General features: G+C 45.8%; 14 protein-coding genes. All 14 read left to right on the top strand.

Annotation, left to right across the window (positions count from 1 at the left end):
• Positions 1 to 10 precede the first annotated feature (10 nt).
• The 14 genes from fliQ (at position 11) to tsf (ending at position 12,712) form a co-directional block, all read left to right on the top strand.
• The gene (gene fliQ / locus KNP98_RS05640; RefSeq protein ID WP_012370733.1) at positions 11 to 283 is read left to right on the top strand and encodes a flagellar biosynthesis protein FliQ; all 273 of its coding nucleotides are present in this window, start codon (positions 11 to 13) and stop codon (positions 281 to 283) included.
• Complete coding sequence (fliR, locus tag KNP98_RS05645; protein WP_029330783.1) at positions 280 to 1,047, top strand: flagellar biosynthetic protein FliR; 768 nt, start codon at positions 280 to 282, stop codon at positions 1,045 to 1,047. The genes fliQ and fliR overlap by 4 nt, the downstream gene beginning before the upstream one ends.
• Before the next feature lies 1 nt (position 1,048).
• Entirely contained in the window at positions 1,049 to 2,140 is a 1,092-nt protein-coding gene (gene flhB / locus KNP98_RS05650) for a flagellar biosynthesis protein FlhB (RefSeq protein ID WP_029330781.1), read from the top strand.
• Positions 2,141 to 2,154: 14 nt separating this feature from the next.
• On the top strand, positions 2,155 to 4,179 hold the full coding sequence (gene flhA, locus KNP98_RS05655) for a flagellar biosynthesis protein FlhA (RefSeq protein WP_029330780.1): 2,025 nt from the start codon (positions 2,155 to 2,157) through the stop codon (positions 4,177 to 4,179).
• A gap of 3 nt (positions 4,180 to 4,182) precedes the next feature.
• The gene (locus KNP98_RS05660) at positions 4,183 to 5,229 is read left to right on the top strand and encodes a flagellar biosynthesis protein FlhF (RefSeq protein WP_088837355.1); all 1,047 of its coding nucleotides are present in this window, start codon (positions 4,183 to 4,185) and stop codon (positions 5,227 to 5,229) included.
• Positions 5,229 to 6,080, top strand: coding sequence for a MinD/ParA family protein (locus KNP98_RS05665; RefSeq protein ID WP_034800809.1), 852 nt, complete (start codon positions 5,229 to 5,231; stop codon positions 6,078 to 6,080). The genes KNP98_RS05660 and KNP98_RS05665 overlap by 1 nt, the downstream gene beginning before the upstream one ends.
• Before the next feature lie 21 nt (positions 6,081 to 6,101).
• Positions 6,102 to 8,099, top strand: coding sequence for a chemotaxis protein CheA (locus tag KNP98_RS05670; protein ID WP_088837354.1), 1,998 nt, complete (start codon positions 6,102 to 6,104; stop codon positions 8,097 to 8,099).
• An 11-nt stretch (positions 8,100 to 8,110) separates the two neighbouring features.
• A complete protein-coding gene (locus KNP98_RS05675) occupies positions 8,111 to 8,539 on the top strand; it encodes a chemotaxis protein CheW (protein ID WP_029330774.1) in 429 nt (142 codons plus the stop codon).
• Entirely contained in the window at positions 8,532 to 9,179 is a 648-nt protein-coding gene (locus tag KNP98_RS05680; protein WP_214810839.1) for a chemotaxis protein CheC, read from the top strand. Before KNP98_RS05675 ends, KNP98_RS05680 begins: the two co-directional genes overlap by 8 nt.
• A complete protein-coding gene (locus tag KNP98_RS05685; RefSeq protein WP_029330771.1) occupies positions 9,172 to 9,654 on the top strand; it encodes a chemotaxis protein CheD in 483 nt (160 codons plus the stop codon). Before KNP98_RS05680 ends, KNP98_RS05685 begins: the two co-directional genes overlap by 8 nt.
• A gap of 13 nt (positions 9,655 to 9,667) precedes the next feature.
• A complete protein-coding gene (locus tag KNP98_RS05690) occupies positions 9,668 to 10,441 on the top strand; it encodes a FliA/WhiG family RNA polymerase sigma factor (protein ID WP_029330769.1) in 774 nt (257 codons plus the stop codon).
• An 11-nt stretch (positions 10,442 to 10,452) separates the two neighbouring features.
• Complete coding sequence (locus tag KNP98_RS05695; protein ID WP_214810840.1) at positions 10,453 to 10,884, top strand: hypothetical protein; 432 nt, start codon at positions 10,453 to 10,455, stop codon at positions 10,882 to 10,884.
• Between the two features lie 129 nt (positions 10,885 to 11,013).
• Positions 11,014 to 11,748, top strand: a complete 735-nt coding sequence (rpsB, locus tag KNP98_RS05700) for a 30S ribosomal protein S2 (protein WP_012370721.1) — start codon at positions 11,014 to 11,016, stop codon at positions 11,746 to 11,748.
• An 82-nt stretch (positions 11,749 to 11,830) separates the two neighbouring features.
• Positions 11,831 to 12,712 carry a translation elongation factor Ts gene (gene tsf / locus KNP98_RS05705; protein ID WP_088837352.1) on the top strand — a complete coding sequence of 294 codons (882 nt, stop codon included), beginning with the start codon at positions 11,831 to 11,833 and terminating at the stop codon, positions 12,710 to 12,712.
• Positions 12,713 to 12,726 lie beyond the last annotated feature (14 nt).

Raw genomic sequence — 12,726 nt, forward strand, 5'->3', positions numbered from 1 at the left:
GAGGAACGATATGACGCAGGAAATGATTATTCAACTAGCGAGTTCGGCCGTCTGGACCTTGTTAAAGGTATCGGCACCGCTCTTGCTCGTCTCACTCGTTGTTGGTCTGCTCGTCAGTATTTTACAAGCGACGACACAAATTCAAGAGCAGACCCTCTCGTTCGTCCCGAAAATCGTTGCTGTATTTTTAGCACTCGTCTTTTTCGGACCATGGATCATGGAAGAATTAAAAACGTTTACGATTGAAATCTTTAAACAGATTGCTGAGGTTTCAAGGAAATGACGTTATTGTCTTTTGTCAGCGTATTTTTACTCGTATTTGGTCGCATCGTCGGATTTTTGGTCGCGGCACCGTTGTTTTCATCAAAACAACTGCCGGCCCAACATAAATTAGCATTAGCTGCCGGTCTTGCCTATTTTGCGAGCTATGCCGTCAAAACGACCGTTGAAGTCGATGATTTCAATTTTTTCTTTCGGATGGGTACGGAAGTCATTGTTGGATTATCGCTTGGCTTGTTAGCTAGCTTCCTTTTATTTGCCCCACAAATCGCCGGTTCCATCATCGATTTACAGATGGGACTCGCAATGGCATCAGCTTATGATCCGATGTTCGGTGGTCAATCACCAATCATTGGCCGGTTTTATTACATGTTGACACTACTCGTGTTACTTGCCTCTGACATGCATTTGATTTTACTCGATGGCATTTACACCAGTTTTCAAATCTTTCCACCCGGCAGTTCGATTGCAGTTTCAGGCGAGGCGGGTATGAGTCTTGTCGTTCGAGTCGTCGGTCTGGCGATGTTAACGGCACTTCAAATGGCGATGCCGCTCATCGTGTCCTTGTTCCTGGTCGATCTTGCACTTGGATTTTTAGCAAAGACAGCACCGCAATTCAATATTTTTGCGATTGGTTTTTCAGTCAAATTACTAATGGGCTATGCGATTTTATTTTTACTTGCCGGTTCGACGATTACCGGGATTTCAAAGTTCATTCCGCTACTGCAAGACGTTTTAGCGGATGCCATTCGATTACTGGGAGGTTGAGATGAATACATATCGTTTAAAACTCGACCTCCAGTACTTCGCTGGTGAAAAAACAGAGAAAGCCTCACCGCGTAAGCGGGATGATTCAAGAAAAAAAGGGCAAGTCGCAAAATCCGCTGATTTAACGAGTAGTTTAATGTTATTCGCGATGTTCCTCGTCTTGTTTTTCTTTGGACCGTTTCTCGGCAAACGTTTCGTCTTGGTTTTAGAAAATGGATTGAGTGCAAGGACCGTCCTTGTTGCAGTAGAGGAAGGGCGTGTCGAGCAGATATTAATTGAGATGTTAGGGCAAATGGCGATTCTCGTCGCCCCGTTTTTTTTAACGGCTGTCACCATCGGGATTTTAGGAAACTTCGTCCAGATTGGTGCTTTACTCAGTGCAGAATCGATTCAACCAAAGTTAGATCGAATCAATCCACTCCAAGGGGTCAAGCGCATCGTCAGTATGAAAGCACTGATCGAATTTTTAAAGTCTGTTTTTAAGTTACTTGTCATCGGAATGACGAGCGGGACGATCTTATGGAACAACAAGGTCGAAATCTCACGCTTGACGTCTGAGCCGATTGGAGATGCGTTAGCCATCATTGGTCATTTGACCTTTTTACTGGGTCTCTCGGTCAGCATCGCGTTGATTGCACTTGCCGTTTTAGACTTTGCCTATCAAAAGTTTGATTTTGAAAAATCGATTCGGATGAGTAAACAGGACTTAAAAGACGAACATAAGAACACGGAGGGTGACCCTCAAATCAAAGGTAAAATCAAACAGCAACAACGGGAGATGGCGATGCGGCGGATGATGCAAGAAATACCGAATGCAGACGTCGTCATTACGAACCCGACCCACTATGCAGTTGCCATTCAATACGATGATGGAAAACACGCGGCACCAATCGTCGTCGCAAAAGGTGTGGATGCTGTCGCATTCCGTATTCGGGAGAAGGCGACAGCAGCTGACATCCCAATCATCGAAAATCGTCCGCTCGCGCGGGCCTTGTTCGCAAAATCAGAGATAGGTATGGCAGTGGATGAATCATTTTATCAGGCACTCGCTGAAACACTCGCCTTTGTCTACCAAATGAAACAAGCAAAATGAAAGGATGAAGCATCATGACTATTTCAACAAGAGATCTTTCCGTACTGCTAGGCGTCATCATGATCGTCTTCATGCTGGTCATTCCACTGCCAGGCTTTTTACTCGACTTTTTAATCATCATCAACATCTTGATTGCTTTGATGGTCTTACTCGTTTCGATGAATGCCAAAGAAGCATTGGAATTTTCAGTTTTCCCAACTTTATTGTTAATCGTCACCCTGTTTCGTCTCGCATTAAATGTCTCGACGACCCGCTCGATTCTCTCGAACGGGAATGGGGGCGAAGTGATTGAAGCATTTGGGAGCTTCGTCGTCGGCGGGAACGCACTCGTCGGGTTCGTCGTCTTCTTGATTCTCGTCTTGATCCAGTTTCTCGTCATTACAAAGGGGTCGGAACGGGTTTCGGAAGTATCGGCCCGATTTACACTGGATGCGATGCCAGGGAAACAGATGGCGATTGATGCCGATTTGAACTCCGGCATGATTGATGAACTCCAGGCACGGACACGCCGGCAAAAAATTCAATCCGAAGCCGACTTTTACGGGGCGATGGATGGGGCGTCAAAGTTTGTAAAAGGAGACGCAATCGCCGGCATCATCATCGTCATCATTAACTTGATTTTCGGGATGGTCATCGGAGTCGTCCAACAAGGGTTACCGATGACAGAATCAATCAACTTATATACGCTCTTGACAGTCGGAGATGGATTAGTCAGTCAGATTCCAGCGCTGTTGATTTCTGTCGCAACCGGGATTATCGTCACACGCTCGACGTCGGACGGCAATCTAGGTGAAGACATCATCGGTCAGTTAACGCGGACGCCATTGCTCGTCATGATTGGTGCAGGCGCGATTTTCCTACTTGGTCTGTTCACGGCGATTCCAGACTATGTGACAATTCCTGTCGCAGCAGCAGCCGGCTTCTTTGCTTGGCAACTGAGACGGACGCCAAAAGCGACCACGGAAGAAGTCGCCGTCGAAGAAGAATCGACGGAAAACCTACGCTCAAGTGAATCGGTCATTTCGCTTTTAAATGTCGATACGATTGAGTTTGAATTCGGTTATGGATTGATTCCACTTGCTGACGAAGCACAAGGTGGCGATTTACTCGACCGTGTCGTCATGATTCGTCGCCAGTTAGCATTGGAACTTGGTTTCGTCCTCCCGACCGTTCGGATTCGCGACCACTTACAACTCCCGCCGAATCATTATCGGATTAAGATTCGCGGCAGTGAGATGGCGACGGGAGAACTCTTGCTCGATCATTATTTAGCAATGAGTCCCGGAGTCGATGATCCTGAAATCCAAGGCATCGAAACGGTCGAACCGGCATTTGGAATGCCGGCGCTTTGGATTGATGAAAAGACGAGAAGTCGGGCAGAAATGTCTGGTTATACAGTCGTCGATCCACCATCGGTCGTCGCAACGCATTTAACGGAGCTGCTTAAAAAACATGCTGCAGACTTGCTGGGACGAGAAGAGACGAAGCAACTCGTTGATCACTTGAAAGAAACACATCCAATTTTAGTCGATGAAGTCACGCCGCAACTCTTAACGATTGGAGAACTGCAAAAAGTCTTCGTTCAATTACTAAAAGAAAAAATATCGATTCGCAATTTGCCATTGATTTTTGAAACACTAGCTGATTATGCGGCCGTGACGAAAGATAGCGAATTGCTTGCTGAATACGTCCGCCAAGCCTTATCACGGCAAATTACGGAACAGGTGCTGCAAGGGGATGTCTTACACGTCGTGACGGTATCGAGTGAAATGGAAATCGATATTCAGTCCGCGATTCAAAAAACAGAGTTCGGAAATTATCTTGCGCTTGACCCGGAAAAAGCGACACGGTTCATCGAGTCGTTTAATGAACTGTCGTCAGAGTTCGAACGTTATGGAGTACAACCGATCATCTTGGCCTCACCAAGCATTCGGATGTTTGTTCGTCAGTTGACGGAGCGCTATTTCCCAGATGTACCTGTCCTGTCATACAACGAATTAATTCCGACGATTGAAGTCAAGAGCATTGGGGTGATTTAACACATGATGGTTAAAAAAATTATTGCAAATTCAGTCAGTGAAGCAATGGAACTTGTCAAACGTGATTTAGGCGAAGAGGCGATTATTTTAAACACACGACATATCAAAGTGGGTGGACTCTTCGGATTGTTTGCACAAAAAAAGGTCGAACTCGTTGCTTCTGTTGACGAACATCCAATCATTCATGAAAAAGATGTCCAGCAACCGGCTCCTAAACGGACCCCGCAGCTTAAGAAAACGATTGAAATGCCAGTCCCGAAAATCATTTCGTTTTCCTCTCGACGTTTACCGGAAGAGTTAGGGGCATATGAAGCGATTTTGTCCGAACCGGCTTTACAGGCACGGGTGGAGCAATTGCACGACGTTTTGTTATCGACGTATTACAAAACAGACGATCTTGAACAAGTTCAACAAGCGTTCGCCCAAACGATTGAACATGAGTTACAAGTAACGACCGTGACATCACGTTACGTGATGTTGACAGGACCGACAGGGGTCGGCAAGACGACGACAATCGCTAAACTTGCTGCTTACTACCGATTGACGGAAGGTAAGACGGTTGGATTGATTACAACGGATACGTACCGGATTTCGGCAATCGAACAGTTGCAAACCTATGCTGAAATCATCGATGTTCCGCTACATATCGCCTACGATTTAGCAGAGTTTGAACGAGCGAAAGAACAATTAGCAGATTGTGACATCGTTTTGATTGATACAGCTGGACGGAACTTCTTGGACGCAGGTTATATCACACAGCTTGAATCACGTCATGATTTTTCAAATACGGATGTTTTTCTTGTTTTAAGCTTAACGGCAAAATACCGGGACTTAGAGCAGATTAGACGACGTTTTGAACAAGTTCCACTCAACGGGTTTATCTTTACGAAAGCAGATGAAACGACGGAGTTTTGGTCCATCTACGGTCTAGCCGTCGAAGCGAAGCTGCCGGTGCTCTGCATCACGACGGGTCAAGAAGTACCAGAAGATATCACGTGGGTCGATCAATCCGACATGTCTCGAATGATTGTAGAAAGAGGGGGCAGGTGATGCGAGATGATCAAGCGCGTGTCTTACGTTCAAAAGTGTCAGTCAAAGAAACAAAAACGATTGCGATCGTCAGTGGTAAAGGGGGCGTTGGAAAAACGAACGTCGCCGTAAACCTGGGTGTCGCCTTATCGCTTCAAGAAAAACGTGTCCTCATCATCGATCTTGATATCGGGATGGCGAACGTCGGGGTGCTGTTAGGAAAATCATCGAAGACGTCGCTCATGGATTGTGTCAAGCGTCGTGAATCCTTGGCAGATGCAGTGGTTGAAGTTTCACCAACCTTACATTTCATCCATGGTGGAAGTGGTTTTACTGAATTAACGAATTTAACGGATCCGGATGTTGCGTTCATGATGAAAGAATTTCGTTTTTTCTATGAATACGACTTTGTCATCCTCGACCTGGGTGCTGGAGCAACACACCAGACATTCGATTTCATTAGTAGTGCCGATGAAGCCTGGCTCGTTGTTACACCAGAGCCAACATCGATCATGGATGGTTATGCGTTCGTTAAATTGTCGCACCATCATGCAACGGAGTTACCGATCGGTGTCATCGTCAATCGTGCGATGAACGGTGAAGAGGCACTCGAAACATTTGATCGTCTCGAACTGGTCAGTAAACAATTTTTGAACAAACCTTTACGATTCGCTGGGTTTTTACCAGATGACCCAACAGTCGTCAGAGCCGTCAAAGCACAAAAACCGTTCTATCTTTTTGATCGGACGAGTGATGTTAGCTGGCGACTCGATCATATTACCACCGCATTAACAGGTCTTCGCGTGCAGGAACGGAAATTTTTAGATCGATTGGTAAGTCGCTTGAAAAATCGAAACAATCGTGTGCGCTAATCATGAAGGAGGGTATCACCAATGGATTTAAATGAATATTTAGGATTGTTTCTAGACGAATCGATTGAACATTTGCAAGCTATCAATTCAAGTCTGCTCATTTTTGAACAGCGTCTCGATGATGAAGCCGTCATCGATCAGATTTTCCGCTCTGCCCATACATTAAAAGGAATGTCCGGTACGATGGGGTACGATGCCATCGCGGATTTAACACACGAAATGGAGAGTGCGCTTGACTTAGTGCGCTCAAAGACGCAACCTGCTACACAAGAGCTGATTGATGTTTTGTTCATCGCGGCGGAACAACTCGAAACGATGGTTGAGGACATCAGTCAAGGTGGAACCGGAAAGCTCGACGTGAAAGAAACGGTCGTACGATTAAAACGATTCATTCAAGCAGAAGAAACTGCTGTAGAGACGACTGAAGAAGCGACGGCTGTGGCGACGAAACGTAATTTTGAATGTGATGTCTATTCAGAGTCTGTCGTTAAACAATCGATTGCGTCCGGTTACCATGCATACGTCATCACGGTCGAACTATCGGCAGATGTCATTTTAAAAGCGGCGCGTGTCTACATGGTGTTCGACCGTCTTCAAAGTCTAGGCGATGTCATCCTTTCGAATCCGACTTCAGATGAATTAGAGCAAGAACAATTTGAAACAAGCTTCGATGTCTTGTTCGTCACGATGAAATCAGAGGAAGAAGTGACTGAAGGCATCCAGTCAGTGTCGGAAGTGGCACATGTCTCGATTCAGCCTTTTGAAACAACGATAGAAGCCGAAGTTGCGACATCCACGTTAGTTGAACCTAAATCAACAGTCGAGTCAGAAACGAAAGTCGTCAGCGAAACAACAGACGTAACAGCACCAGTCGCCTCGAAAACGATTCGTGTCAACTTGGAACGAATTGACCGTTTGATGAACTTATTCGAAGAATTCATCATTGATCGTGGTCGTTTAGAACGAATTGCTGCCGAAGTCGGTTCATCTGAATTGACGGAAACCGTCGAACGCATTAAACGCGGCACGAATGAATTACAATCGCTGGTCTTGACGTTACGCATGATGCCGATTGAACAGGTCTTCAATCGTTTCCCACGGATGGTCCGATCGGTTTCAAAAGATGTCGGTAAAAATATTAAATTGCATATCACGGGTGCAGAGACGGAGCTTGATCGAACAGTGATTGACGAGATTGGTGATCCCCTCGTTCACTTAATCCGTAATGCCGTCGATCATGGCATTGAAAGCAAGACGGATCGAATTTTAGCCGGGAAACCAGTCGAAGGCAATCTGTCGTTACGTGCTTATCATTCTGGAAACCGGGTCTTCATTGAGATTGAAGATGACGGGGCAGGAATCAACCATGAGCGGGTCACACGGATTGCGATTGAGAAAGAGTTGCTAACGGAAGAAGAAGCTGCTGTCTTAACACCGGAAGAAGCGTCGATGCTACTATTTGCACCAGGCTTCTCAACGGCAGAAACAGTAACCGACTTGTCGGGACGTGGCGTAGGTCTTGACGTCGTCAAATCGAAGATTGAGTCGCTCGGTGGCGAAGTTTTCGTCGAGACGAAACGTGGCGAAGGGACAATCTTTAGAATCAGTCTTCCATTGACGCTCTCAATCATTTCCGCGATGCTTGTTGAGCTCGGTCAAGAAACGTATGCGATTCCGCTGACGGCAATCATCGAAACGACATCGCTTCGACAAGATGCCATCTTACAAGCGCATCGTGAAAAGGTGTTTGATTTCCGTGGACAACTCGTTCCATTGATTTCGTTGAATGAAGTGTATGGTCTTCCACAAGTAGAAGCAGAAGCCTACTCAGTTGTCGTCGTTCGAAGTGGTGAAAAATTAGCCGGATTGATGGTCACTGAATTAATTGGTCAACAGGAAATCGTCATGAAGCCGCTCGGAAGTTATTTGGAAGGAATTCGCGCGATTTCTGGCGCAACGATTCTTGGGGACGGTCAAGTCGCGTTAATCATCGATAGCAATGCACTGCTACGAAAGTGAGGGAATAGATAATGGAACAAAAATGGGTCGTTTTTCAACTGGAACAAAATGCTTACGGGATTGATGTTCAATCGGTCCGCTCCATCGAACGCGTGATTCCGATTACACGAATCCCGAACGCTGCACCTTACGTAAAAGGCGTCATCAATTTGCGCGGGGTCGTGACACCGGTGATTGACTTACGGACACGTCTTGGTTTTGAGGAAATCGAAGGAACGGAAGAAACACGAATCATCATCGCGACGCTCGAACATGGAGATGCCGGGTTCATCGTCGATCGGGCGAATGAAGTCGTCGAAGCAATCGATGTCCGGATTGAACCGTTGACTGATCAAAAACAAGAAGAAACCAATTATTTGACAGCAATCGCTAAAGGGGAAGATCAATTGTTCTCCTTACTTGAGCCGAACCGTTTATTCGAGGACATCGTTCATGCTTAATCGGATGGAACAGGACATTTTCAAGGAAGTCGGAAACATCGGGGCAGCGCATGCAGCTACGGCATTATCGACACTTCTTGGACAGCCTGTTGAAATTGAAGTACCGTCAGCAGAACTCGAACACTTTTCGACGATTATTGATCGTGTAGGCGGAGCGGAAGCTTACACTGCCGGAGCCTTACTTCGCTTTACAGGAGATATCAAGGCGTCTCTACTCTTTTTGATGCCGCTCCAAGATGCGGAAAAACTGATTTCTCAGTTGATGCAACAGCCGTTTCAGTTTTTTTCGGAACATCATGCAATCGGTGTTTCCGCTTGGGAAGAAATCGGCAATATCTTAATCGGTGTTTCCGCTTGGGAAGAAATCGGCAATATCTTAATCGGCGCTTACGCTCGCGCGATTTCTGACTGGCTGGATTTATCCGTTCATGTGACGGTTCCTGCCTCCGCTTTTGATATGGTTGGAGCAATTTTGGAAGTTGCCTTACTTGAGTCGACAAAATTTGGTAACATGGCAGTATACATCGATACGCGTCTTTCAAGTTTAGGCAACGACTTAAACGGTCATTTATTATTATTGCCAGAAGCAGATGCTTTTGCAGCGGTCTTTCAACGATTGGGTGTGGAAGTTGATGGATGAAGTCATTCGGATTGGAATAGCGGAATATGCCGTTAGTCGAAAACCGGTCGTCCTTCGTACTGCAGGATTAGGTTCCTGTGTCGGCGTCATCATTTATGATCAAGAACGTGGTCTATCGAGCATGGCACACGTCATGCTTCCAGACTCGGCAATCAGTCGCGATATCACCGTTGAAGTCGGGAAATTCGCAGATACTGCAGTAACTGAGCTTGTAAAGCGCTTACGACAAGGTGGCGCGATTCGGTTACGGGCAAAGATTGCCGGGGGAGCGCAAATGTTTCAATTCAAATATGAACATGAATCGATGCGTATCGGTGAACGGAACATCGCTGCTGTTAAAGCAGCATTGCAACAAGCGAAAATCCCACTCGTCGCGGAAGATGTTGGTGGAACGAACGGTCGGACGATCGAGTTCCATTCAAGCTCTGGTCGTCTCGTCATTCGGACGGTCAACGTCGGAACGCTGGAAATTTAGAGGAGGAATGGTCATGCGTGAGGAACTACAACAACTTTGGGATAAATGGCTATCGACGCGCGATATAGCGGTAGCTGACCTATTACTTCTGAATTATGAACCTCTAGTTCAATACCACGTTCAACGTCTTAGTGCGACACTTCCGAAAAGTGTCGATCGTGATGAGTTAAAAAGTCTTGGTATGATGGGTCTTTACGACGCACTGCAAAAGTTCGATCAAAATCATAACAATAAATTCGATACATACGCAGCCTTTCGAATTCGTGGAGCCATTTTAGATGGATTAAGAAAAATTGACTGGCTGCCACGCTCTTTGCGTGAAAAATCAAAACGTGTCGAGGCGGCCGTCGAAATTCTCGAGCAGAGCTTACAACGGACGCCGACGCTTGATGAAGTATCGTCTATCGTCGAAATGAGTCCGGACGAAGTCAAGACGGCGCTTGCAGAAAGTTACTTTGCGAATGTCCTCTCGATCGACGAGGCGGTGACGCTCCAAGATGAGGGAAAAGCAATGGCCGTATCGTATCTCGACCCGGAAGCAGCGACGCCGGAAGATACGTTACTGATGCGTGAATTGATTTCGAAGCTTGCAGAAGAAGTCGAGCAACTATCGGAAAAAGAGCAATATGTTGTGTCCCTTTTCTACTTTGAAGAACTGACGTTAACGGAAATCGGAGAAGTGCTAGGACTGTCGACTTCACGTATCTCACAAATCCACTCGAAGGCGTTACGTAAATTAAAGCAAGCGCTAGGAAGTGCCTATTTGTCTGATCGTGTCGCGATGTGAAAGGAACTACTATGACAATTTTTTATATTTTACTGGCCGCGGTCGTTAGTTATGGTCTGTTGCTTCTATTTAAACAACAAGCATTGTTAAAAGATCGTGTGACCGATCTTGAACGTCAAAAACAAGAGACGGAAGAAATCTTGCTTCGCTTCATGGAACAAGTGAACGGATTGGCAGAACGCGAGGAGCAACCGACTGCTGAGGCTGCGCCTGCCCAGTCCTCATATGAAACGGTCGTCAGTCCTGATGTAACAGAACTCCCACAGTTCGAACAGGCGCAGGAAGAATCGGCTGAATCCGTTCAGCCAGTACTGACAGATGTGAAAGATCAACTTGCGGCAGGGGCCGATCTGGATCAACTCGCGCGTTCTTTAAATCGAGGAACGGATGAAGTGGCATTGATTGCGAAACTTTCTTCAAAAACGAAGGTTGCCCGACGGTAAAGTTTATGCTATATTAGTCTACGGTGTTAATTACGCACGCATGTATCGCCGGCTGCGGTGCCTTTAATAGGTTAGCTGGGACAACGATCATCGCGGAGGACATCCAAAACCCAAAAGGAGGAATTCATCATGGCAGTAATCTCGATGAAACAATTGTTAGAAGCTGGTGTACACTTCGGTCACCAAACACGCCGTTGGAACCCAAAAATGGCAAAATACATCTTCACAGAACGTAACGGAATCTACATCATTGACCTACAAAAAACGGTTAAAAAAGTAGACGAAGCTTACAACTTCATCCGTGAAGTAGCGTCTGAAGGCGGAAACGTTCTTTTCGTTGGTACGAAAAAACAAGCTCAAGACACTGTGAAAGAAGAAGCGATCCGTGCTGGTCAATACTTCATCAACGAACGTTGGTTAGGTGGAACACTCACGAACTTCTCTACAATCAAAAAACGGATTAACCGTTTGAAACAACTCGAAAAAATGGAAGAGAACGGTACGTTCGAAGTTCTTCCTAAAAAAGAAGTCATCATTCTTAAAAAAGAAATGACTCGTCTTGAGAAATTCCTCGGCGGTATCAAAGATATGCCAGGCGTTCCAGATGCACTCTTCATCGTTGACCCACGCAAAGAGCGTATCGCGATTGCAGAAGCACACAAACTCAACATCCCAATCGTTGCGATCGTTGATACTAACTGTGATCCAGACGAAATCGACTACGTCATCCCAGCGAACGACGATGCGATCCGTGCAGTCAAATTGCTCACTGGTAAAATGGCTGACGCAATCCTCGAAGTTAAACAAGGCGAAGATAACGTAGCACCTGAAACTACTGAAGAAGTAGTAGCAGACGCTGAGTAATTCGTGATGCCAGGTGATAAAGGGAATTGACCTTTTATCACCTTTTTTTTGAAAATAAGGACGTTATAAGGAGGAATATCGAATGGCTATTACAGCAGCAATGGTAAAAGAACTTCGTGAAAAAACAGGTGCAGGTATGCTCGACTGCAAAAAAGCGCTCGTTGAAACGGATGGGGATATGAACGCGGCAGTTGATTTCTTGCGTGAAAAAGGGATCGCAAAAGCAGCAGCTAAAGGCGATCGTATCGCAGCAGAAGGTTTGACAGCAGTCGCAGTTGACGGAAACAAAGCAGCACTCGTCGAAATCAACTCAGAAACAGACTTCGTTGCAAAAAACGAACGTTTCCAATCACTCGTTCAAAACATCGCGGATGCAGTTCTCCGTAACGGTTCTGAAACGGCTGAAGCAGCTCTCGTTTCTGAATACGAAGCGGGTAAAACAATCGAAACGTATATTTCTGAAGAAGCTTCTACAATCGGAGAGAAAATTTCACTCCGCCGTGTAGCACTCTTCACGAAAGAAGACAACGCAGCGTTCGGTTCTTACCTCCACATGGGTGGACGTATCGGTTCTGTCGTCGTCATCGAAGGAACAACAGACGAAGCAGTTGCAAAAGATGTTTCGATGCACATCGCAGCGGCACGCCCACTTTACGTCGATCGTTCTTCTGTAACAGAAGAAGAAAAAGCACGTGAAGAAAAAGTCTTGACAGAGCAAGCAATCAACGAAGGCAAACCTGCTAACATCGTTGAAAAAATGATTGCTGGACGTATGAACAAGTACTTCGAGGAAATTTGCCTCGTCGACCAAACATTCGTTAAAGACCCAGACTTCAAAGTTGGTAAATACGTAGAATCTAAAGGCGGAAAAGTCGTTTCATTCGTACGCTTCGAAGTTGGAGAAGGTATGGAAAAACGTGAAGAAAACTTCGCTGAAGAAGTTATGAACCAACTTAAAAAATAAGAATCAGGATTTCC

The sequence above is a fragment of the Exiguobacterium sp. s127 genome (assembly GCF_018618695.1).
Classification (GTDB): Bacteria; Bacillota; Bacilli; order Exiguobacteriales; family Exiguobacteriaceae; genus Exiguobacterium_A; species Exiguobacterium_A oxidotolerans.

Bases quoted from the DNA above. Each gene is read 5' to 3' on its own strand.
- fliQ (WP_012370733.1), top strand. From the start codon at position 11: ATGACGCAGGAAATGATTATTCAACTAGCGAGTTCGGCCGTCTGGACC.
- fliR (WP_029330783.1), top strand. From the start codon at position 280: ATGACGTTATTGTCTTTTGTCAGCGTATTTTTACTCGTATTTGGTCGC.
- flhB (WP_029330781.1), top strand. From the start codon at position 1,049: ATGAATACATATCGTTTAAAACTCGACCTCCAGTACTTCGCTGGTGAA.
- flhA (WP_029330780.1), top strand. From the start codon at position 2,155: ATGACTATTTCAACAAGAGATCTTTCCGTACTGCTAGGCGTCATCATG.
- KNP98_RS05660 (WP_088837355.1), top strand. From the start codon at position 4,183: ATGATGGTTAAAAAAATTATTGCAAATTCAGTCAGTGAAGCAATGGAA.
- KNP98_RS05665 (WP_034800809.1), top strand. From the start codon at position 5,229: ATGCGAGATGATCAAGCGCGTGTCTTACGTTCAAAAGTGTCAGTCAAA.
- KNP98_RS05670 (WP_088837354.1), top strand. From the start codon at position 6,102: ATGGATTTAAATGAATATTTAGGATTGTTTCTAGACGAATCGATTGAA.
- KNP98_RS05675 (WP_029330774.1), top strand. From the start codon at position 8,111: ATGGAACAAAAATGGGTCGTTTTTCAACTGGAACAAAATGCTTACGGG.
- KNP98_RS05680 (WP_214810839.1), top strand. From the start codon at position 8,532: ATGCTTAATCGGATGGAACAGGACATTTTCAAGGAAGTCGGAAACATC.
- KNP98_RS05685 (WP_029330771.1), top strand. From the start codon at position 9,172: ATGGATGAAGTCATTCGGATTGGAATAGCGGAATATGCCGTTAGTCGA.
- KNP98_RS05690 (WP_029330769.1), top strand. From the start codon at position 9,668: ATGCGTGAGGAACTACAACAACTTTGGGATAAATGGCTATCGACGCGC.
- KNP98_RS05695 (WP_214810840.1), top strand. From the start codon at position 10,453: ATGACAATTTTTTATATTTTACTGGCCGCGGTCGTTAGTTATGGTCTG.
- rpsB (WP_012370721.1), top strand. From the start codon at position 11,014: ATGGCAGTAATCTCGATGAAACAATTGTTAGAAGCTGGTGTACACTTC.
- tsf (WP_088837352.1), top strand. From the start codon at position 11,831: ATGGCTATTACAGCAGCAATGGTAAAAGAACTTCGTGAAAAAACAGGT.